Origin of the sequence: Sphingobacterium sp. NGMCC 1.201703, assembly GCF_047784615.1 — a bacterium.
In the GTDB taxonomy this organism is placed as follows: domain Bacteria; phylum Bacteroidota; class Bacteroidia; order Sphingobacteriales; family Sphingobacteriaceae; genus Sphingobacterium.
In genome coordinates this window covers 575,296-599,248 of the sequence record NZ_JBLOHD010000004.1, presented here as the reverse complement: position 1 = coordinate 599,248, position 23,953 = coordinate 575,296, and the positions used below count along the sequence as shown (strand labels likewise).

13 protein-coding genes are annotated in these 23,953 nt (G+C 42.2%); 8 read left to right on the top strand and 5 right to left on the bottom strand.

The genetic code is table 11. The features are described 5' to 3' along the window. Positions 1-501 precede the first annotated feature (501 nt). Both ACK8HY_RS10825 and ACK8HY_RS10820 read right to left on the bottom strand, forming a co-directional pair. Positions 502-1,500, bottom strand: coding sequence for a beta-ketoacyl-ACP synthase III (locus ACK8HY_RS10825; protein ID WP_077438710.1), 999 nt, complete (start codon positions 1,498-1,500; stop codon positions 502-504). 302 nt (positions 1,501-1,802) lie between these two features. Beyond that, positions 1,803-3,242 (bottom strand): PLP-dependent aminotransferase family protein, encoded by a 1,440-nt coding sequence (locus ACK8HY_RS10820; RefSeq protein WP_077438711.1) that lies wholly within the window; start codon positions 3,240-3,242, stop codon positions 1,803-1,805. 221 nt (positions 3,243-3,463) lie between these two features. Between ACK8HY_RS10820 and ACK8HY_RS10815 the strand changes: the two genes are divergently transcribed. Both ACK8HY_RS10815 and ACK8HY_RS10810 read left to right on the top strand, forming a co-directional pair. Further along, complete coding sequence (locus tag ACK8HY_RS10815) at positions 3,464-4,630, top strand: aspartate aminotransferase family protein (protein ID WP_416133640.1); 1,167 nt, start codon at positions 3,464-3,466, stop codon at positions 4,628-4,630. Positions 4,631-4,889: 259 nt separating this feature from the next. Continuing rightward, the gene (locus ACK8HY_RS10810) at positions 4,890-5,306 is read left to right on the top strand and encodes an NUDIX hydrolase (protein WP_077438713.1); all 417 of its coding nucleotides are present in this window, start codon (positions 4,890-4,892) and stop codon (positions 5,304-5,306) included. 20 nt (positions 5,307-5,326) lie between these two features. On the opposite strand, the gene ACK8HY_RS10805 is transcribed toward ACK8HY_RS10810, so the two are convergent. From ACK8HY_RS10805 to ACK8HY_RS10795, 3 genes are all read right to left on the bottom strand, one after another. Then, complete coding sequence (locus tag ACK8HY_RS10805) at positions 5,327-5,860, bottom strand: hypothetical protein (RefSeq protein WP_077438714.1); 534 nt, start codon at positions 5,858-5,860, stop codon at positions 5,327-5,329. A 98-nt stretch (positions 5,861-5,958) separates the two neighbouring features. Beyond that, positions 5,959-7,206 carry a hypothetical protein gene (locus ACK8HY_RS10800; protein ID WP_139351262.1) on the bottom strand — a complete coding sequence of 416 codons (1,248 nt, stop codon included), beginning with the start codon at positions 7,204-7,206 and terminating at the stop codon, positions 5,959-5,961. 231 nt (positions 7,207-7,437) lie between these two features. After that, a complete protein-coding gene (locus ACK8HY_RS10795) occupies positions 7,438-10,608 on the bottom strand; it encodes an AsmA-like C-terminal region-containing protein (RefSeq protein ID WP_416133639.1) in 3,171 nt (1,056 codons plus the stop codon). 87 nt (positions 10,609-10,695) lie between these two features. Between ACK8HY_RS10795 and ACK8HY_RS10790 the strand changes: the two genes are divergently transcribed. The 6 genes from ACK8HY_RS10790 (at position 10,696) to ACK8HY_RS10765 (ending at position 23,940) form a co-directional block, all read left to right on the top strand. After that, the gene (locus ACK8HY_RS10790) at positions 10,696-12,135 is read left to right on the top strand and encodes a sensor histidine kinase (RefSeq protein WP_077438717.1); all 1,440 of its coding nucleotides are present in this window, start codon (positions 10,696-10,698) and stop codon (positions 12,133-12,135) included. A 310-nt stretch (positions 12,136-12,445) separates the two neighbouring features. Beyond that, positions 12,446-15,049, top strand: a complete 2,604-nt coding sequence (locus ACK8HY_RS10785) for a zinc-dependent metalloprotease (protein ID WP_416133638.1) — start codon at positions 12,446-12,448, stop codon at positions 15,047-15,049. A gap of 34 nt (positions 15,050-15,083) precedes the next feature. Beyond that, positions 15,084-18,422 (top strand): SusC/RagA family TonB-linked outer membrane protein, encoded by a 3,339-nt coding sequence (locus ACK8HY_RS10780; RefSeq protein ID WP_416133637.1) that lies wholly within the window; start codon positions 15,084-15,086, stop codon positions 18,420-18,422. Positions 18,423-18,442: 20 nt separating this feature from the next. Continuing rightward, positions 18,443-19,762 carry a RagB/SusD family nutrient uptake outer membrane protein gene (locus ACK8HY_RS10775; RefSeq protein ID WP_416133636.1) on the top strand — a complete coding sequence of 440 codons (1,320 nt, stop codon included), beginning with the start codon at positions 18,443-18,445 and terminating at the stop codon, positions 19,760-19,762. Positions 19,763-19,838: 76 nt separating this feature from the next. Continuing rightward, a complete protein-coding gene (locus ACK8HY_RS10770) occupies positions 19,839-20,564 on the top strand; it encodes a LytR/AlgR family response regulator transcription factor (RefSeq protein ID WP_416133635.1) in 726 nt (241 codons plus the stop codon). Between the two features lie 265 nt (positions 20,565-20,829). Next, positions 20,830-23,940 carry a SusC/RagA family TonB-linked outer membrane protein gene (locus ACK8HY_RS10765; protein ID WP_416133634.1) on the top strand — a complete coding sequence of 1,037 codons (3,111 nt, stop codon included), beginning with the start codon at positions 20,830-20,832 and terminating at the stop codon, positions 23,938-23,940. Positions 23,941-23,953 lie beyond the last annotated feature (13 nt).

Genomic DNA, 23,953 nt, shown 5'->3' with positions numbered 1-23,953 from the left:
TCAAAATCTTGTCAGGTCTGAACTCATTTGGTCCATCGCTGATATCATTTGGTTCATCGCTGATATCATTTTACTCATCACCAATATCATTTTGCCCATCAGCTATATCATTTGATGAAAAGCTGAATGCGTTTGACAAAAAGCAGGATCCCAACAGTAAGTGTTTGCTTACCACTAAAATGCGGCTTTGATGGGCAACAGGCTATGATTTTTGGTCTATTTTCCAATGAAGGGGGCAAAATCGGCAGCAGAAAGTCGTGTTCCGCCGAAAAGTTGGCCGATTTTACCCCATTTTCGCCAGCAGGCTGTCGTAGATTTGAGCCACGAACAAATTTATGTACATTTTAAATTTACATAGATAAGAACGAGCAAAAGCCGATCATTTATGTCATTGTTGACTATTCGGCACAAAAGAGCTAAACAAAAAGCGCCAGAAATTGTCAGTTTCTGGCGCTTTCTTTATGTTGTTCCGGTTTTTTAAACAGCGTGCGTTTTGATGGTTTAAATCATCCACTTAAAGATGCTCGCGCCCCAAGAGAAGCCTGCTCCGAAAGCAGTTAGCATAACCAAATCTCCGGTATTCAGTTTTTTGATATTTTGCCAGATACACAAAGGAATAGTTGCGGCAATGGTATTGCCTAGGTATTCGATGTTACTAAGTGCTCTATCTTCGGGGATATTTAGACTACGGCCAACGGCATCGATAATACGCTGGTTGGCTTGATGCGGAATTAACCAGTTGATATCTTCAATTTGTAAGTTGTTGCGCTGTAAAACGGTATTACAGGCATCGCTCATCGATTGAACAGCATGTTTGAAGACAGTTTTGCCATCTTGTTTGAGAAAACGGTTGTCATTTACTGGAAGGTTGCTATCGATCGGGTAGAGGGAGCCACCGGCTTCGATCTTCAAAAATTCACGTCCAGCACCATTGCTACGCAAGTAGGCGTCCATAACGCCACCTTCAAGCGATGGTTCCAACCATATGACACCGGCGCCATCGCCGAAAAGAATATTGGTGGAGCGATCTTTTAGATCGACATAGGTACTGATATTATCCGCACCTACAACAAGCACATTTTTGTAACGTTGTGTCTCCACGAGCGACGAAGCCATATCCAACGCATAAAGGAAACCTGAACAAGCGGCATTGACATCAAATGCCCATACGTTGGTCAGCCCCAATTTTTCGAGAATAATATTAGCCGTTGCTGGCATAGGCATGTCTGGTGTAGATGTTGCTACAATAAGGGCATCTACATCCCGCAGATCTTTGTTATATTGTTTTGCTAGATCCTGAATGGCTTTGACGGCCATGTCCGATGTGGCAAGATTTTCATCCAATATCCTTCGCTCCTTAATTCCTGTACGTTTGATAATCCATTCATCGGAAGTCTCGCAAAACTGTTCTAAGTCGGTATTTGATCTTCTTTTTGGTGGGATATATCCTCCAACCCCAGTTATTGCTGCATACGGCCTGCTCGGTATTCTTTCAGTCATAAAATAATGTACTCTTTTCTCTCTTTTTCTACAGCCAAATCTTACAAATTAGTCATTTGTGATTTTGCGCCGTAAAACTACAGTTAATTTGTCCAACTCAAGGGTGAAAAAGTAGGTTTTTGACAAAATAATTACGTTTTCGAGTAAAATTAACTGTTTTTAACCTTTTGGCTATACTATTCTTTTAATTGGTCTTTAAGAGGCGAAATTATATGCTGTTAGTGTTATGTTTGTCGAAATTTTTGACGTTTTCATCTTTTCAAAAGGTCAAAACGGTCTAGCAATTTTTAGCGTTAACGCACTTATCCAGAAATCCGGGCAAGTTTGAATAGCTCCGCTAAGTTCCTGATTCCCTCTTCGATCAGTTCTTCCGAAAGAGATCCATAGCCTAGACGCAGGCCGCCGTACCTGTCGTCTTTATGATAGTTGTCGGGATGGGGAATATGAATGGATTTTTCTTTCAGCTTTTTGAAGAGTAATGTCCAGTCTACCTGATGTTTGAATGCCAGCCAGACGGCTAGTCCACCTTGTGGACAATGGTAACTTACATGATCTGATAAATGGAGATCCAGTTGCTTGATCATAAAGTCACGCTTGCCTCGGTAATAGTTGGTCGCTTTGCGGATATGCCTTCTCACGGTACCGTCCTGAATAAGCTCCAAAACCGCCTGTTCCATGATATTGTCGCCTTGTATATCGATGAGGTAACGTAGTTGAGCAATAGCTTTTAATAAATGTTCATTTTTGCTGACAAGATAACCTATGCGAAGGGCAGGGGCTACGACTTTGCTCAATGTGCCGATGTAGACCGAATGTTGTAATTCGGCAGCCGAGGCCAGCGGGTGGTATGGAGTATGGTCGAAATGAAATTCGTAGTCATAGTCGTCCTCGATAATCGTGAATCCATATGCATTGGATAATTGGATAAGCTCTGATCTGCGGTGGGGGCTTAACGTAGCTGTTGTCGGGTATTGTCGATGCGGTGTAAGGTACGCCGCTTTGATATTTTTTTTGTCCTTTAGGTAGGGGATCATTTCTTCGACAAGGATACCCTCCGCATCAACAGGTATCTGTATAAGTTTCGCTCCGGTATGCTCAAAGATCTTCCAGGCAGAATGATAGCCCGGAGACTCCACGAAGATGTAATCGTCCTTTTTCAATAAACATTGGGCAACGAGGTACATGGCCATTTGGCTGCCACGACTGATGCATAGGTTATCTAGCGTGATATTCATATTGCGTTCCTGATTGAGCATGTCCGCTATGGCTTGCCTAAAATCAATATGTCCCCTCGGATCAGCGTAGCCCATCATCTTCCATCGGGCACTTCGTTTGAAAATCTGTCGGTACGCACGTCCGAGCTGGTCGATCGGAGCAATCTTGCTGTCTGGATTTCCATCATCGAAGATAATGCGTAACGGTGCCTGATGAGTTGATACGGATTTGTTTCGGGTGGCACTTTCAGCGTTGGAAAGCAAAGATGGGAGTTGCTGGGCCACAAAAATTCCACGGCGCTGTTGACTCACGACCCATCCTTCACTTAGGAGCTGTTGGATAGCATCAACAACCGTATTGCGGTTTAGTTTCAACTGTGTGGCGAGAGCTCTGCTGCTCGGTAAAGCTGTGCCAGGAGCTAGTCTGCCTGATTGTATATCAGCAGCAATACTATCTGCCAGTTGTAAATAAATCGCCTTTGTGGAAGATCGGTCTATCTCCATTGTCAAATTCCAGGGTCTGAGCATGGGTCAATTTTATCGGGTAATTCACCCAAAGATACAATTGTTCTTTTGGATTGAAACGCTCTACAATGATTCGATTCGATCTGCTGTCTGGGTATTTGGTTTGAGATGAGCTGTTTACTTTCACGGATTGTATCTGGACTATTTGTTTTAAATTGATCTTGGACTACCTGTGAGGTAGAATTTAATCCGATTTTTGGGCTTAACTAAATCTCGACCATTTGATGAAACCATTTCCTGTATTTGAAAAATTGGATATCCAGATAGAATGTGCAGCTGGCTGTTTCGTATATGACCATCAGCAAAAGGCCTATTTGGATTTGTATGGCGGACATGCTGTTGTCGCTGTGGGACATACGCATCCGCATGTTGTCGAAAGCACCTTGCAGCAGTTGAACAATATTGGTTTCTATTCGAATACAGTATACAATGATTTGCAGCATCAACTGGCACAACAATTGGGCCTGATGAGTGGATATGCTGACTATTCGGTGTTTTTTTCGAATTCAGGTGCGGAGGCAAATGAAAATGCCTTGAAACTGGCTTCGTTTTTTACAGGAAGAAAAAAGGTTCTATCCTTATCTAATGCTTTTCATGGCAGAACCTCTGGTGTCGTATCAGCGACCGATAACACGAACCTGCGTGCTGCTGTAAATGATAATGATCATTACTTTTTCAGCCCCTTCAATGAGTTGTCCAGTTTGAGAAAACAGCTCGAAACGGAGGTATATTGTGCCGTGATTGTGGAACCGATTCAGGGGGTAGGCGGAATTCAGCTAGCCACAGATGAATTTCTACAGGAAGTCAGAGCGATCTGTACAAAAACAGGCACCTTGCTTATTCTCGATGAAATCCAGTCGGGGTATGGCCGTACCGGGAAATTTTTCGCACACCAGCATGCCGGAATAAAAGGGGATCTAGTTACTGTAGCGAAAGGTATCGCCAATGGTTTCCCCATGGCGGCGACCATTATTTCCCCGACTATCAATCCACTCATGGAGCAATTGGGGACGACCTTTGGGGGTAACCATCTGGCCTGCGCCACTGCAATAGCGGTATTGGAGGTTATCCGGGATGAGAAGCTGATTGATAATGCGGCGCGGGTAGGTGCTTTTTTAATGAATGAATTAAGACATCTAACGGCGGTATCTGACGTGAGGGGAAAAGGGTTGATGATCGGAGTGGAGTTTGATTACGATATACAACAACTGCGACAGGAACTGCTGTTTGACGAGAATATCTTTACTGGATATGCCGGTGCTTATACTTTAAGGCTGCTGCCGCCGTTAAGCTTTACGATGGAGCATGCACAGACTTTTTTAAAGAGCCTTAAAAAATTGATAGGGACGGATACTCACTATTTCCAAAATCATTTTTGTCACATGGGATAGTTAGCGGAAAATTGTGCACTGCTGTCTTCTATGCGAAAAAAAAATGACCTATCAGTTTTAATTCGTGAAGAGCAGTATTGTGAAGACAGTATCTAGCCGTCCTGTGCGGTGTTTTATTGATAAATCGTATCTGAGCTGGATCGCTTTTGGAATTGGAGAGTTTAGCGTTTTTCTTGTATTAATGCTATTAAAAAAGTAATTTCACAACAGGTACTTCAACACAACAGGATACTTTAATTAGATAGATACACGGAAACAGATGTCGACAATTACGAAAGGTTTACCAACAGCCGGATTGATTAGTATAGCGGATCACAAAATATTACTGGCCTACAGCAATAATAAAAAAGCCTGGTACCTGCCAGGAGGTAAAATAGATGCCGGGGAGGATTCATTACAATCACTCCGTCGCGAGATTTCGGAGGAACTGAACATCGACCTTGATCCCCAAAAGATTTCCTATTACTGTCATATTACTGCTCCGGCTTATGGGATGGTGCCCGAAGTGATTATGGAACAGGACTGTTTTCTGTATCCACTTACGGAAACGATACAACCAAGTAACGAAATAGGAGAAGTGAAGTACTTCTCCCATGAAGATTATTTACGCGAACCTATTCAGGTGATCGGTGTATTGCATGTCTTTGATAAATTGAAAACCGATGGCTTGATTTAAGTTAAGGACGATAACTATACTTAGATACCATAGCCCTCGTTTGCACAATTGATGGTTTTGGTATTTTGTATGGGGTCTATTTTTCCGGTCCTGGTGTTCAGCCGCCAAGCTTGAAGGGTCTTATTGAAATATTCTTTGTCTTCCTCGACAACACTAATAGCAACGATCTCACTGTCAAATTTGTCGCCTACCCTACAGTTGCAAAGGCTAAGTTGTTCGTTGGCTTTGAGTTTACGAATATTGATTGTATCCAGGATCTTATATTTCACTTGACCATTTCCCTTCTCCTTGTCATCAAGCAGTTCATTTAAAATACAGATCCCGTTTTTATCGCTGGTATAATAGCCAGCCGCAAAGCGATAGTCACCAGTCGCACTTTTGTTTGCGTCTATTACTGCACCTGATGCATGGGCATAGCTGGCCAGTCCAGGAATTTCATTAATCTCCCGAAATATTTTTCCATATAATGGATTTTTCTGGTCTTGGGGGGTATTAAAACTTGACCAGCTACAGATGGCCAGTAATGCAAATAGTATATTTGTTAAATAACGCATAGCTTCGATTGATCTAAATACAGTATTAAAGATAATAAATCTCGTTATATTCTTAAATTACGATATTTATATTTTGCTCATCAACCTGTTAAGAGGGACTATTCATACTTAGAAAAATCTACGGCAAATATACAGCGATTGACTTGACTGCCATTCTGTGCCCCCGCGTTGGGTTCGAATTCGGTCAAGCTCCATAGGTAACCGTAAGTTGCTTCGTAATACAGGGATTCGGCACCATAAGGCCATCTATAACGGACGGTATCATCTGCTCCATCCGTGTAGCGCGCCAAGCGAGCATTGGAGCCATAAGAGTTGCTCGGAGATCCTGTGCAGGACAGCCATGTCCGATTTCCCTTGCGGAATACACCCTGGATTCCGTGTGCATGGTTATCTGTAAATAGACTATTCTTAGGAGTGACGGTAATAATGCCTGAATTTTGGAGCTGCCCTTCCGTATTGATAGGAAATCCAAAAACCTGGGGTACGATAGCGGCATCAGCGCTGCCGGCGTAATATTGGCCTGTCCATAATTGGGTGCCTTCATCATTGACCTGAACGGTTGAAAAGGGACTGGCGTTATTGATTTTTTGATAACCTATCTGCGGTAGTATATATCGATAGTTGAATGCAAATAAATTACCATTGCTATCTTTTCCGCATTTTTCACTCGTATCGTCGCCGGTGCTGACTTCAATAATTTTGTCAAGGTCAAAAACTCTGAGTCCCAGATTCGTGCTGCTCAGGTAGATTTTGCCCTTGAAGTAAGCAATTCCACCTGCATGTACTTTGAGTGGGGCATAAGTGCCATATTGTGTATGGGTTGTCGTACTACTTGGGATATCAGGTTGCACAAGGAGGATATGGCGGTAAGTCAGGTAAGTACTTGAACTTGGACTAATGTCGATCAACGTAATTCGTGAGCCTTTATGTTCGGCACTATTGCGGGCGTACCAGCTAACTAAGAGATAACGCACGCCGTTTTTTGTAAAACCAGCAATGCCCTGAGGACGCCAGATTGCCGTGGTTTCATCATCGCTGTTCCAGCGAATCCCGCGCACCCGATTTTCTTCGGGAATATTGAATCCATATACCTCGGTGTAAGCGCTCCCGCCGATGGCCTGACGGTTTTTGTTTACCTGGGCTGGGTTTAGAAAACTGAATCCTGAATTGATGTAGTTACTGGTATTGACATAACTGTTGACGCTCACCGCTGCAGTGCTTGAACTTGCTTTGAGTTTTGACGCTGTTTCATTTTCAGTGGGCGGTGGAGCCAGTTCATTTTTCTGACAGCCGATGCTCGCTATGGCAAGCATAAAAATCAGTCCAAGTGTCCGTTTTTGAATCATCGTTGTAAGGTTTATGTAATCATATACAATCCACATTGCAAATGGTTTGCAAGCTGATTACGAAACTAAATGATTCAACGTATAGTTGAGTAATCCCAATATTAAATCTGTATTACCTTTGTGCTTTTCTGTTTTTACCGGCTGTATTCTACCGAAAACCCCATCGCATGGATGTCATTGTTTCATGAAATGGCACCGATGCGATGGGGTTGTATTTATCTTTAAGATATTTTATTTTGTAGTTTCTGTTTTTTCTTTTTGCGCTTCTTTGTACACTTTGCTGTCCTCATCGTCCATGTCCATGTCGAGATCCTCCTCTTTGTATTTTCCCATTTTGAGTTGAAAATTATCAGCCGTACCGGTGATGCGCATCGGGATTCCGAAGATTCCGAATGGAGGCAGTCCGAGTCTGAACCCAAGATTCATCCGCCCATCCAGTGTAACTTGACCTTCAAACCGTGGCCTGAATCCCATCATCTTCATTTTGGTACGTTCAATGGTCATGACATTGTTCTTGATATGCGATTTGATGACAACCTTTTTTACCTCACCGTCTTTCAATTTTTCTTTTGAGGTGGATTCGCTGATGCCATTCAGTAATTTGAAACCTCTGAACTTAATTTGGTTCAGGGTCAGGCTACCCTCACCGACAATGGAAGGCATCACAGGCTGCATATTACCGTTCAGTAAACCTCCTAATTTATAATCCAGCGATACAAGGCCATGCGCATTTTTGGCAGCAGTCACCATCTCTCTGAACATCGGAATTTCCTTATAGGCACGTTGGATATCAAAGCTGTCCGCTTTTACAGCGTAGTCGAATGCAGCTCTGCGGGGATTTATTGGTCTATAATTTCCATTCATAGCTGCTTTTAATCCCGCTAGTTCAAAAGTGGTGTTGTTGAGCGCCAGTTTGCCTTCTTTGATCTGTAGATCTCCCTTGAAATCTCTGATGTTCATGTTGTTGTAAGAAACATTGTTGACCAAACCTAGCACCTGAACATCAAGATTTTTAGGCAAAAGGACCACACCTGTCTCAGAAGAAGAGGATGCTGTTGAAGGAGTATCTGCAAAAACCATGAAGTCATCAACGGTGATTTTTTTACTATTGAGTGTGAACTGTCCCTGTAAAGCGGCATTGTTATTCGTCAGGTAGTTGATGATATTGTTCATGTAACCCTTTATGGAGATGGAATTTTGACCATAGTTGACAAGGAACCGGTCAAAGTTCATTTTCTCCTGATGGAAGCTAAAGTCACCACTTTTGATTGCAATAGGTTGCGGGAGTAGGTCGGTCTGTACTTGGATCTTGCCGATGTTGATGCGTCCACTATTGTGGAGTCTGGCATAACGGCCGCTGGTGGCATCACTTTGCAGACCTTTGAGGCTAAAATCTGTGTGGATAAAGCCATCGACATTGGTTCCGTCAAGGGCGAAAAACTTATAGATGGGACCAAGGTTGAGTTTTCCTTTGGATTGAATATTATAGTTGATGTTATTGAAATTGCGCAGATCTGCATGCAGGAAAAAAGGTTCTCCGGCAAATGTGAATGATACAGGTAGTATTTTTACACTCAAATCACGTAATGATCCCTTCTCGCTATTCACAAAAGCTTCGACATGTATGTTTTCCATTGGAATAGGGTACTCCTTGGATTTGATAAACCCATTTTTCATCACAATGGAGGTATTGGTTTCCGGAAAAATATTCCGTTTGAGATCGACATAACCTTTTGCATTGAGGTTGACATCGATCAGCCCTGCCAGTTCGATATCTTTGACCGGATAGAAGCTTTTGATATCGGCCAAATTGAATAAGGCTTTCAGATCAGACTGTACGGCAATTTTGTTGAAATCTGTTATCGAAACATAACCTTTAATATAGTTATTGAGTGCCTGAACCGAGATATCGTGAATAGAAATGGAAGCGCTTTTCATTTTGCCATCCGGATCTTTTGCTTCCAGACGATAAGCGATCTTGTCAAGACCTTTAGGGAGATCAGCTAGTTTGAAATGGCCTTCTGTTAGGGTGTTTTTGATATCAAATGTCGGTATGGAAGCGATGTATTCCTCCTCACGTTTTTGAAGTCCGACTTTGCGTGTTGCCCGGGCATAGGTTCCGTCGATCTTTGCGTCAAGATTCCATCGTCCACCCAAGGAGAAGCCCGGAAATTGCAGGGAAGAATAGAGTATACCAAGGTCGAGGTCGCTTTTCATATCAGCGTGTACTGTCACAGGATGCAGTCCTGCGATTTGTCCTTTTGCGTTGAAGTAACCTGATGCGACTTTAAAGTCAAATTGTTTCAGGTCAATCCGGAGCGAGTCGGGATTTAATGCCGGAAGATCAATCTTTAATTTTGCGTTCCAGTCTGTCAATGGATTATTGGATTGTTTATAAGCCATATATCCGTTGTTGATGGTCAGTCCCAGAGATAAATCGGGCATCTCATTATTGTCAACAATATAATCACCGATTAAATTTACAAAAACTTCGGAAGTGCCTTTGACGGATAGATCTTTTATCCATGATGCGTAACTATTGGGAACCAGTGACAGCAATTCACTCAGGGTACTCTCCTGTGATTTTAACTTGAAGTCTAGATGATAACCGTGCGATATAAAGGACAATAATCCCCGGAATCTTACTGGTAACTGGTTAATCTTGATATCATTGCGTTCAAAGATAAATGATAGGTTGTCGGTGTTGATACGCGTCAATAAATTGGCATCAATTGATTTTTTATCAACATAGAGTTCATTGTCAAAAGAAAAAGAAAACGCGGCAATCTTGGCTCTGGTATTCAAATCAAAGATATTCGACATTAGGTCACCTTTACCCTCATAGTCCAGATCTTTTGCGTCAATCCACAGTGGAATAGACTGGTCTTCGTAATGCAAGTTGGTCTTTTCAAATTTAATCAGCTGAAAGGCCAGCGCACCGCCATCAGAATTATCTTTTGCCTTTGTGGAATCCGTTGCTTTGGACTTATAGATGCTGTAGTTTGCATTACCTAAGGAATCGACCAAAATATTGATCTTCCCCTGGTTAACGATAAACTTGTCAATAATGATTTTTGATTTGAGCAGGCTCATGAGGTCAATTCCAAAGCTTACTTGTTTGGCGGCAAGCAGGGTGTCTTTTTTGAATGGCTCAGCGCCCTTTAACAACACGTCATCCATTGACGCTGTCAATAGTGGGAATTGATCAAAGAAGGTCAATCTGACCTTTGTATAATTGAGCTCCCCATTGATATGTTCGTTTGCCAACGACTTGACTTTGTCGTTTACTTCTTTTTCGAAGATATAGGGAATGGATAATATACAAAGAATGAATAGTGTTATGAAGCTTACTAACCCGATAGAGATTCGTTTGGCAAGCTTTAGAAATGTTGCTTTTGACACAGTGCTGTTTTTTTGTGGCACAAAAGTCCGAAATTTATTGTTAAAGTCCATTGATTGACCGATTTATTTTAGGGCTACTGCTGAAATATGTCAAGTTTCATTGACAAATGGTCTGGCAAAGTCCTTTCTTATCAGGTAGTTTTGCATAGCTCGGAAATTTTCCTGTATTTTTGCGGGGTGAAATTTCGATTTAAAAATGCGGAACAGAAAAATAGTACCATCCTCATTTTCTGTTTGCTTTTGTTGCTATTGATAGGTGGGGGGCTGCTCGGTATTATCCACTATAAAATAGATCGACTGAATAAAAGAATATTGGTAGATTTTGCCGATGAAAATATGTTGCTGGTGAATAAGCAACTCGAATTGTTACAACAGGAGCTATACACGTCTGAGAAAAGATTGGTTGATGCCGTACCATCAGCGGATATCCGTCGTGATTCCTTACTTATCCTCATTCCGGCCAGTCACTTGAACCGTGTCGACAATAAGATGTGGGTACTGCTCAAAACGCGTACAATACAACATCGCTTATACCATGTCTATGTCGATATTGAAAAATTAAACGCCTATTTCGCCAATCGGTATTTTGGAAGAAGAGCTTATTTTGAAATATATAGTGATAAAGGGATCTGTGTCGTTTCACCTGAAAACCGAAAATGGGGGCGTCCGAAAGACGGGGATATTATTACTCAGGGCAAGATCGTCAAATCGGATTACCTAAAGCTGGATGTGATGGTTACCTCCTATCCCTGTTCCATTATTTTTGTAGGAGGTGAAATTCGAATAAGTACCCTGCTGTTGACAATTGAGGAGGAAGTTCAGGGGGTCATGACCTATAGTATATTACTTGGCGTAGGCCTGATGCTCGTAGCCATAGCGCTTATCTATTTTAATGTACTGGAGCGCCGCAAGACTCAGCAGCTCAAATTAATGGCGCTGCAACAGGAAAATGAATATACGCAGATGCGTCTGGTTCAACTGCAGCAGCAGATCAATCCACATTTTTTGTTCAATACCTTTGGCTCACTCCAATATCTGATCGGCAAGGATAATGATCTGGCCAAGTCATTCGTCGGTAAGATGACCAAGGTCTATCGTAAAATGCTGCGTACGGACGAGTCGGACTGGTCTTCGGTACAGGAGGAACTGGAACTGGCAAAAGCTTATTTCTTTTTGCAGCAGGTGCGTTTTGGAACAGCGTTGAAAGATATGGAAATTTCCATTCCAATGGATGTGATGGGTGCGCGGCTACCACGTCTGGCCTTGCAGATGCTGGTGGAAAACGCGATTAAGCATACACGTATTTCAACGGAAAATCCACTTCAGATCCATATTGTTTATCTATCGGAGGTCAATATCATCCAAGTAAGCAACAATTGGCAGCCGCGGCAAGGGACTGAAACGGAAGGGGAGGGATATGGACTTAATTACCTAGCGTCTATGTATTCCCATTATACACTGGATGGCTTTGGTTATGGAACAGAAAAGGGCTGTTTTTTTGTCAATTTACCCCTATTGGATCGTTAGATTAGTACAGGAATAGTTCTGCTGGATACGTGTTCATAGTTTTGAAGCGCGTGTTCATACGTATGAAATACGCGCTCGTCCCTTTTGAAGTGATTCTGTACAATATTTTTAACAAATTTGGCTCCTGATCTAGGAATTTAATTGCAAGATTAACCTAATCTTATTCGGATGAAATGATCTTCAGCTCAATAGCGCTTGATAAGAGACCTATCATGCGCAGCTGGTCGCTTCAATGCCATTGAAAAACAAAGCGGGTGCAACAAATGCATGGATGCTATTGAAAAACAGCACTCAGAAATAATTATTCTAAATGAACAACACTTATACCAAGCTAGCCCTAAGCCTCTTATTTTCGGCAGGCCTCATGCAATCTTGTTCTGTATTGCAAACTGTAGGTTTACGAAAAAAAGAGACTGTTACCTCTGCGAAAGATTCTACCGCCAAGAAAGATACGACGATTGCCTATGACAAACTGTTTAAAGATGCACGCGTGGATAGCGGCATGTTTGCTGTGATCCGGAAGGAAAATAATTATTACTTTGAAATTCCATTGAAAAAAATGGGACAGGACATTCTCCTGATCCAAAAATTGTCTTCCGTTCCTTTGGCGTTGAATGAAGCAGGTGTAAATAAGGGAATGAACTATGAAAATAAGGTTATTCGGTTTACCCTGCGCAAAGAGAAGAAAGAGGTATGGGTTTCGGAAATTAAACCGCAGGTAGAAGTGCCTAAAGGGGATGCGATTGCTGCATCGGTCTATGATAATTATCGTCCTTCTTATATTGAATCGTTCAAGGTGGAGAGTTATTCAAAAGATTCCAGTGCCGTGGTGATCAAAGTCAATAAAGTGTTTGACGGATCGGAAAAGAGCTTTACGGATGTTTTCACCGCTTTGGGTTTAGGTACTTCGCCTAAAACCAGCATATCCACGATCGAAGAAATAAAATCGTATCCCAATAATATTGTTGTGAAATCGGTCCTGTCGACAAAAGTGACGGAGGGAAATGAATCGGTGCCGGTTTCACTGGAGGTTACAAGTAACCTTTATGAACTACCTGAAACGCCGATGGTGGCACGTTTTGCGGACCCCCGTATTGGCTTCTTTACTTCGCCACGCTGGTATTTTAACGATAAACAACAGGAACTGGATAAAAAAAATCTGGTTAACCGCTGGCGTCTTGAGCCGAAAGATGAGGACAAAGCCCGTTACCTGAAAGGTGAACTGGTAGAACCGAAAAAGCCTATTGTTTTTTATCTGGATCCGGCCACGCCAAAACAATGGCGACAGGCCATCATCGATGGCGTTCACGACTGGCAGGAAGCATTTGAGGCTGCCGGTTTTAAGAATGCGATTTTGGCGAAACAGCAAGCGGATAGTGTCAAGTTTGATCCGGATGATGCCAATGTATCTTCTATTGTTTACGCTGCGTCAGCGCAGGCCAATGCGATGGGACCATCGGTAGTGGATCCACGTTCAGGTGAAATTTTGGAGGCGGATGTGATCTGGTGGCATAACGTAATGACGATCCTAAATAGCTGGATGCGGATACAAACAGGTATCGTAGATACTTCTGTGCGATCAAATGTATTCTCGGATGAAAAAATGGCCCATGCCATTCGTTTTGTTTCTTCACATGAGATTGGACATACCTTAGGGCTAATGCACAATATGGGGTCGTCGGCAAGTTTTCCGGTAGATTCACTTCGTAGTAAAAGCTTTACCGCAAAAATGGGCGGTACGGCACCATCGATTATGGATTATGCGCGCTTCAACTATGTGGCGCAGCCTGAAGATGCTGTTGAACAGATTACACCCGTGATCGGAGCCTATGACAAATATGCTATTGGATGGGCTTACCGTTGGTACGGCAAAGCACAGCCTTGGGGTGAAATACCGTTGTTGCGCAAAGAAATTGATGCCCATGTGCATGACCCGATATATCATTACGGCGAACAACAGGATTCAAAAAATATTGTTGACCCAAGGGCACAGTCCGAAGATCTAGGTGACGATGCCATGAAAGCTGGTGAATATGGGATGAAAAATTTGCGTCGCATGATGCCGAATATCATCAACTGGACCACAAATACGGGGGATGACTATTATCGTGCCGGTAAATTATATATGGGCATCGTTGGTCAATGGTATGCCTACGCTGATCATGTGCTCAATAATATTGGTGGTATTTATCTTGAAAATGCTGTTTTGGGCGACCAAAAAAATGCATATAGTCCAGTACCCAAAGAGAAGCAGGTAGCTGCACTGGAATATTTAAAGAAACATGTGTTCTACATGCCGGAGTGGCTATTTGTTCCGGAGTTGATGGCGAAAACTTTCCCTTTAAGAGATTCACCTATGGGACCGTTTGAATATGCACCTTATAATCTGCAGCGTGAGTTTCAATATGCCATGCTCTATAAATTGGTCAACGATGAACGCCTATTGCGCATGGTCGAAATGGAAAACCTCTTTGGCGACAAGAAGGCATGGAGTGCACCATCATTTTTATCATCGGTACGCAAAGAGATCTTCGCAAAAACGCTCAGTGCACAGGCATTGGATCTTAAAACACGCATGTTGCAGCAGAATTACGTGGATGTACTGATGGTCTCTACGAATAAGTCCATGGAGAAATTAAATGCCAAGAAATTAGCTGGGGTCGAACAATTGATCGAAGGAACTCAGCCTAATCTGTGCTTGCATCAACATCATGCAGCTTCTGCTCAAACAGGTTTACGTAATGTACATGTCACCGGAATGATTCGTACATCGGATATGCTGACCTATAAAAGGGCCGAACTGTATGAGATCTACCAATTGTTGAAACAGAAACAACGGACAGGGGATGCCACAACAAAGGCGCATTATATGGATCTGCAATTGCGTATTGCAAATACCCTGGAATTGAACTAATATATTAACATCTATTATATCAACATCTACCAAAATGAATAAGTTTTTAATACCGCTGACCTTTATGTGTGTGCAAATGGCGCATGCACAGGAATCCAAGGAGCTGAAAGGAAAGGTACTGGATGCGGTCACATTAAAGCCAGTCGTGGGGGCGACGGTTGTTGTCGAAAGTTCGGCAGTAGCGGAAGACATTGGCGTACCCAATCAGGTACAACAATCTGCATTGGGATCATTGACTGATGCTTCGGGCGAATTTCGCCTAAAAGTTCCAGGAAACTTAAAATACGTCACCATTAGTTATGTGGGATACCAACGTATTCAGGTTCCGGTATTTCAGGACCACAGGACGATTTTGCTACAACCTAGTGGTGAATCACTGGATGAAGTAATCGTAACAGGGTACACCGACATCAAAAAACGTAAAAATACAACTGCATATAATAAAATCAATGTAGCTGATATCAAGCAGACAGGCGTTGCATCTATTGATGAAATGCTTGCTGGTCAGGTAGCTGGTCTACAATTGAGCAATTTTAATGGTGGTCCCAATAGTGCACCACAGATCCGCATCCGCGGTACGGTATCACTCAATGGTACACAGGATCCATTGTGGGTTATTGATGGATTACCTATAGAAGGAACAGAATTGCCGAATCGGATTGATAAGGATAACCTGAATAGTCTGAATAATCTTCCGATCGCAGGAATCAATCCCGATGATATTGCAGATATCACGGTATTAAAAGATGCGGCAGCAACTTCGATCTATGGTGCGCGTGCTGCTAACGGCGTTATAGTGATCACCACAAAAAGAGGTAAGTCAGGCCCAGCAAAACTACAGGTTTCGGCAAATACGTTTGTCACTGAACGTCCGGACTTTGGTAAACTCAACTTGATGAATGCCAATGAGAAGGTGGATTTTGAGCTATTGATGGCTAACCGTACTGATTTAAATTATCGCACAGGCAAGGGGGCAGTTATGCGTATCCTGGATAAAGCGAATGCACTGGAAGCCTACCGTTCAGGCGGTTTAGCTGCTCTTTCGCCAGAGGTGCAGCAGTCCATTAATCAATTGCGCCTTCAGCAGACAGACTGGGGAAAAGAACTGTATCGTCAGGCACTCAATCAACAATATTCGGCCTCGATATCAGGTGGTAACGACGCGCATCGTTACTATCTGTCCAGCGGCTTTTACGACGAAAAAGGAGCAACTAAAGGAGCAGATCTACGTCGTTATTCATTGACATTAAACAATGATTTCAATATAAATGACCGCTTTAAAGCGGGAATCAATTTACTAGGCTCTGTTTCAAACAGACGAAATCCGATTCAGGATGACGATGCATTTACCAACCCGAGTAATTACATGCGCTTGGTCAATCCGTATCTGACTGTACGCGATCAAGCTGGGAAGTATAACTACGATCCGGATATTGAAGGCTATGAAAAAGATACTTACATTCCGTTCAATGCCATCGAAGAACGGGAAAATACCAAATATGCATTAACAAATAGGGCGTTAAAAGCGATTGGTTACCTGGAGTATACCATTATCCCGAAATTGGCTTTACGTACCGAATTTGGCTTGCAGTTTGATGAAAATAGCATGGAGCGATTTGCCGATCAGGAAAGTTACAATACCCGTAAATTGCGTGCAGCAACGCGGTATTACGATTCTGCGAGTAAAACGTATAAATATTTTTTACCTACGGGTGGTAAAATTGAAAATAACCATAATAGCATTTTTCAATACAACTGGAAAACTTACTTAAAATACAACAAAACCTGGAACGAAAAGCATGAGCTGGAGCTCATGGGTGGAACAGAACTGAGACGAAGTAAGAATACAATGGTTTCAACCAAAGGTTTCGGGTATAATCCGTCAACTTTGACCACACAAAATATTGTTTTTCCGAATAGCAACTATCAAGACGATCAGCGATTTGATCCCTATAAAAAAGGGTTTATAGAGAATTCATATGCCTCTTTTTATGGAAACGCGACCTACACCTTTGACCGTAAATATAATGTCTATGGTAGCATTCGTTATGATGGTTCCAATATGTTCGGGGTAGATCCGCAATACCGTTTTTTGCCGATTTGGTCCTTGTCCGGATCATGGAATGTGCTGGAAGAAGAATTTATCAAAGGCAGGACAGCCTTATCTGATCTCCGTGTCCGTGCTTCCTATGGTATTCAGGGCAATGTGGATCGCAATACCTATCCGTTTATTGTTGGAAACTATGACAATTCAACGATACTACCTGGCTATCCAGAAGGAACAGTCGTGGTAGATATGCCTGCCAATGACAAATTACGTTGGGAACGCACACAATCTTATAACGCAGGAATTGATTTGGGGCTTTGGAAAAATAGGTTGAATATTACAGTTGATTATTACAATAGAACAAGTAAAGACCTGATTGCAAATAGTGCCTTACCTATGGAAAATGGTTTCCAGGATGTCCAGGTAAATTGGGCCTCGGCAAGAAATCAAGGGGTGGAATTGACTATATCAAGCCGTCAGATCCAGACCGAAAAATTCTCCTGGTCAACGGATTTTAACATCGCCCACAATAATAATAAATTATTGAAGGTGATGAATAATCCCAAAGCCTATGCGCCAGAAACTCAGGTAGGCCGTCCCATCAATGGTATGTATGTACTGGAAACAGCTGGATTGGATAAAGACGGTGTGATGCAGTTTAGAAATCAGGATGGCTCTGTTTCGAGTTTCGAAGAATTCTATGGACTATACGATCCTTGGGCAGATTTCTTACCGGGATATACTTCCCAAACGAGCATGACAGCGGCAGATTATCGTGCTAAATTTAAATACAAAGGCAGCAAGGATCCGAAATTTGTAGGTGGTATGACCAACCGTTTCCGTTATGCTAATTTTGATCTGGCGATTTCAGCTGTATTCAATTTAGAGCGTTGGGTAAACCGTACGCCTACTTATAATCCGGCACTGGTAGATCGCGGGCAAAACTATACGAAGGATCTCTTGATGGCTTTACAGGGGAAAACAGCTCTGCCAGCATTGGGAAGCATCGGTTCGGAACTAAATGACCGTTGGATGGCCTATGGCTGGATGGAGAGTAATGATCCGATCAGTTCATTTAAGCAATACGATATCTGGGCGAAGAAAATGAGTTATGTCCGTATCAATAGCATCCGTCTTGGATATACCTTACCTGCAAGCTTAAGTAAAAAGATCGGAACCAACAATTTACGTGTGAACGTAGAAGGACGCAATTTATTTGTTTTTGGTGCGAATTACGAAGGGTATTTTGATCCAGAGACGTACGGTAGCTATTATGCGCAGCCGATCAGCAAATCTTTTGCGTTTGGTCTTTCGGCAAGTTTTTAATTCTTTTAATTGATTATAATATGAAGAACATAATTTATTTTGGAATGATGATGACGATTGGCGCATTGACTTCCTGCAATAAATACTTAGATATACAACCGGTGGGGACTGTCATTCCTACCTCAGAAAGTGATTTTAGAGGCTTGATGACAAGTGGCTACACGAGTTTTCCGGCACATAAATCGTATCTGTCGTTACGTACCGACGAACTGCTGTTGGATGAAAGCTCTACAGATGCTGCCCGGACCAAAGATATTTATCTCTGGAACGATCAAAATCCCGATCCAGCAACCACTGCTTATCCGTATCTGGCCTTCTATAAGAGTATTTTCTACAGTAACCAGATCATTAGTACGATTGACGAAAAATTGACCAGTAACGCTAACGTCGATCAGATCAAAGGGGAGGCTTACCTGATGCGTGCCTATGCGCATTTTGAGTTATTGAATTGCTACAGTGAAGTTTATTCAGCAAGCAATGTAGCTTTGCGTGGAGTTCCACTGTCCACCAAAATCGATCTGGAGCAACGTTTTGTGCCAGCAACGATAGGTGATTCGTATGCACAGGTGTTATCAGATATGGAAAAGGGGACGGCATTGCTTACGGTGGAGGATCAGGCGAAAGGTGTGAATTACCGCTTTAGTAAGCGTGGAGCTTACGCGATGGCATCACGTATTCATTTGTATCGCGGTGAATGGAAGGTGGCAATGGAAGCTGCTGAGAAAGCGCTGGCGATAAATAATAAGTTGGTCGATCTGAACGTTGCCGGTAGTAAGCTGCCGAATGATTTTGAGTCAGAAGAGATGATTATGGCGCTGGAGAAAGTATCCATTCCGGAAGTACGTTCAAGTTCATTTATTTCACCCTCTTTATTGTCGTCTTATTCAGATGGTGACTTGAGAAAGGGACGTTACTTCCAAAAAAGAGGTGCTGATTATGTCTCACTTAAAGGAGGAGAAAACCGTTTCAACGTGAGCTTCAGAAATGCGGATCTTTACCTGACAATTGCAGAATGCAATTTGCGTTTAGGGAACACTGCAGAGGCCTTAAAATATCTGTCAGCGTTAAAGAAAAACAGATTTACGGCTGATGCGTATACACAGCAAGTCAAAGCTTACGCAAATCTGTCCAAAGAACAGTTGCTGGATGCGGTATTACTGGAACGTAAACGTGAATTGGCTCTTGAAGGTCTGCGTTGGTATGATTTAAAACGTACAACAAGGCCTGCAATAACACATGCGAGTTTTGGTAGAACGGTGACCTTGCAGCAAAATGATCCGCGCTATGTGATCCGTTATCCACAAGAAGCGATCAATAATAATCCAGATCTATTAAAATAAGGTCAATTTTTTTTAATCCTTTATATATTAATCCATTTTCTTTCTTAGGAAATGGATTTTTTATTACATTCAAACCATGGGATGGAATATATTGATTGTCGAAGACGAAGACTGGGCTTTTGTAGGCTTAAAGGAGATGTTGACAGACCTTTATGGGGATGGCGCATTGACCTTTACCAATGCAAAGGAGATTCAGGAAGCGGTGAAGATCATCAATAAGCATCATTTTGACCTGATCTTTATGGATATCCATCTGATGGATGGACTGAGTTTTGAAATATTTAAGCAGGTATCGATTGATGTGCCGCTCATTTTTACAACAGCTTATGAACAATATGCATTGGAAGCTTTTCAAAATCAAGGTTATGCCTATCTATTAAAACCTTTCGATGTGGAGGAGCTCGCACAGACAATGAAACGTCTTGAGCCACTGTTACCCAAAACAGAGCCGCGTCTAAAGCAACGCTTTCTGGTGAAATATGGTAACTTTTTAAAGTCCTTGGCGATCACCGATATTGCTTACTTTATGGCGGAAGATAAAGAACTATATGCGGTGGAAAAGGAGTCGGGGGAGGCCTATATCATTGAAGATAGCCTTGTTCACTTGGTGACTCAGGTAGACCCATTTGTTTTTTTTCAAATTAACAGAAAATTTCTTATTCGTATTGATTCCATTCAGTCTATGTTAAAAATAAGTCGGAATAGAATTAAATTAGAATTAATTCCCCCAACTCCAAAGGGGATTGATGTTATTGTTAGTGAAGAGCGTTCACCAAATTTTCAACGCTGGCTGGATCAATAGCAATCTGTTAGCTTGCTTACTATCAGTTTATTGTCCTGAGTTGTTTTTGTAATATCTTGATTTTTAGTAATTTATTTTTTTATAAAAAATGTATAGTAAATTAGTATAGATTGTATTATATTTGCGCTCTAATAAAATCTATCAATTTAGTAGATTTTTAGAGTTGTACAAAAAAGGGAGCTGTTGACTCGAATAATTACACTATGTCTATTTATTTTTTCTATATAAGTATAATGCTTAACTAATTTATTAAAACACCCTCTATATGCACTCAACATTCAAATACTTTCCTATTGTCGCGTTAGCATTGTCTAGTGCCAGTATGAATAAATTGTATGCACAGCAACGTTCCGTCCAGGGGAAAGTTACTGATGCGACTACCGGCCAGGCGCTAGCTGGCGTAAGTGTACGTATATCAGATCAAAATAAGGTGACACTTACTGATGCTAAAGGTGAGTTTACGATCAGCGCTTCGGGCAAGGATGCTCCTCTTTTGGATTTTTCATTTATAGGCTACGAATCCCAACAATTGAGAGCCTCCGGAGCTAATATTTCTTTGGCTCTGAAACCATCGAGCACAGGTTTGGAGGAAGTCGTTGTGGTGGCTTATGGTACGTCCAAAAGATCCAATATTACGGGTTCAGTTAGTACCGTGAGCAGTAAAGCGATCGAGAACAGACAGGTTTCTAATATCACAAAAGCATTGGAAGGTCAGGTTCCGGGATTACAGTCGGTCGCTTCTTCGGGTCAACCTGGTACCGAGGCGACTATCCGGATCAGAGGGATTGGATCTATCAATGCCTCCAGTGCACCTTTGATCGTATTGGATGGCAACCCCTATGCCGGTGACATCAATTCCATTAATCCGAACGATATACAGTCGATCTCGGTATTAAAAGACGCTGCCTCCAGTGCACTTTACGGTTCTAGGGGGGCTAATGGGGTAATTATTATTACGACCAAATCAGGTATCGCCTCTGATAATACAAAAATTAATCTGAATTTTACTCAAGGTTATTCAACCCGGGCAGTTCGCGATTATGATCAGGTATCGACCGATGAGTATTTTCAACTCTATTGGGAGGCTTTAAGAAATAAAAATCTGTCCAATGGATTATCTGCGGCTCAATCCGCTACAAATGCAAGTAAAACATTGCTGACTGATCTTAATGTCAATCCCTACGGCAGTAAATATCCTCAACCCGTCGGCGAAGATGGTAAGCTGGTTGCAGGGGCAAAAACACTTTGGGACGATCCCTGGACAGATGTATTGCAGCGTACAGGTGTGCGTACACAGGCAGATCTTGGGTTTAGCGGTGGGAGTGCGAAAAGCACGTATTACATCTCGGGCGGTTATCTGAACGATCAAGGGATAGCGATCGAATCGGGTTTTAAGCGCTATAACTTAAGAGCTAATATTGATAGTAAGGTTAAATCTTGGTTGAATGCAGGGGTGAATATCGGTGGTAGCAGCACGCAGCAAAAATACCCTCAATCCGAGGATAGCAATACGGCTAATATCATCAACTTTACGAGACTGGTTCCATCTTTTTATCCGTATTATGAACGAAACCCGGATGGATCTTTTGTGCTCGATGCCAACGGAAATAAAGTGTATGATTTTGGGGAGTATAGACCAAGCGGTGCAACGCCGCGTAATAATCTGGCAGCTTCTTTACCGCTGGATAAAAATGATATTCGTCGGGAGAATCTTTCTGCCCGCGCTTATTTGGAAGCATTATTTACCAGAAATTTAAAATTAAAATCGACCTACAGTGTTGATTATACCAACGGGAGTACACATGACTATACCAATCCAGTATTGGGTGATGGTGTCAATACTGGCGGTTATGTTTATCGCTCAAATGTGCGAACTGTTGCACAGACCTGGAACAATTTATTGACTTACGAGAAACAGTTTGGTTTGCATTACCTGAATGTGTTGGCCGGTCAGGAATATTATGCGTTCAACAGCAGCAATATCAGTGGGAGTAGAGAACGCTTTGTTATGCCTGATCTCTTTGAGCCCGTGGCTGCTTCGCAATTAAATGATTTTACAGGATCCAGTGTTGATTATAGATTATTGAGTTTTTTGGGTAGGGTGGAATATAACTATGATAATAAGTATTACCTGTCAGGATCGCTAAGAACAGACGGATCTTCCCGATTTGCGCCTGATACCCGTTGGGGTACTTTCTGGTCCTTGGGTGGTTCCTGGAAATTAAAGCAGGAGAACTTTTTGAGAGATAATACGACAATTAATCAGTTGACTGTGCGAGCGAGTTATGGCGGACAGGGAAATGATAACCTCGGAACGTATTATGCCTACAAAGGGCTATATACTATTGCTAACAGTTTGGGCAGAGGGGGAACCTATACGGGGAGATTGGCTACTCCCGATTTAAAGTGGGAATCGAACCTCAATCTCAATGTAGGTGTTGACCTATCTGCATTTGACAATCGGGTATCGTTAACTGTTGAGTATTTTAACCGACGGAGTAAAGACCTCCTATTCACAATGCCAATGGCATATTCAACAGGGTATACCGGTTATGACGCTAATATTGGCGCTTTGAAAAATATGGGTATCGATGTGGATATTCATACCATTCCTGTTCAGAATGACAATTTTAGATGGAATTTGGATCTTAATCTTTCACATTACAAAAATAAGATTACAGCACTGCCAAATAATAATAGGCCCATTCCTACTGGCAATAAGCTTTTGCGTGTAGGTGGAAGCATTTATGATTTCTATTTGCCCGAATGGGCTGGTGTAAATCCAGAAAATGGTTTGCCGCAATGGTATACTGCAGACAAGGATGGTAATAAAACAGGCGAAAAGACTTCGGAATATGGAAAAGCAGGCAATTTTATAGCAGGTAGCTCGCTTCCAGATCTGGTCGGCGGGATTCAGAACAGCTTTACCTATAAAAATTTTGATCTATCAGCCTTGTTGAGTTTCAGCCTTGGCGGTCAAATATTGGATAATGATTATATTCAGATTATGCACAACGGAAGTAACCCGGGACGTGCTTGGTCAAAGGAAATACTTGAACGTTGGACACCGGAGAATACGCAAACTGATGTACCAAAATTGACGACGGATAATCTGAACTGGACTTCCTCATCGACACGTTTTTTATACAGTGGTACCTATGCGCGTCTTAAAAACGTCAGTCTGGGGTATAGTCTCCCGGCAGCGCTAATTAAAAGAATTGGGATAGAAAAGGTCCGCGTTTTTGCGACTGCAGAAAACCTACTGACATTTTATGGGCATCAAGGAATGGATCCTGAACAAACGGTGAATGGCGCTACTTATTTCCGCTATCCAGCGATGCGGACAATTTCTGGTGGGGTTCAGTTTGTTTTTTAATGATGTGTTGTTA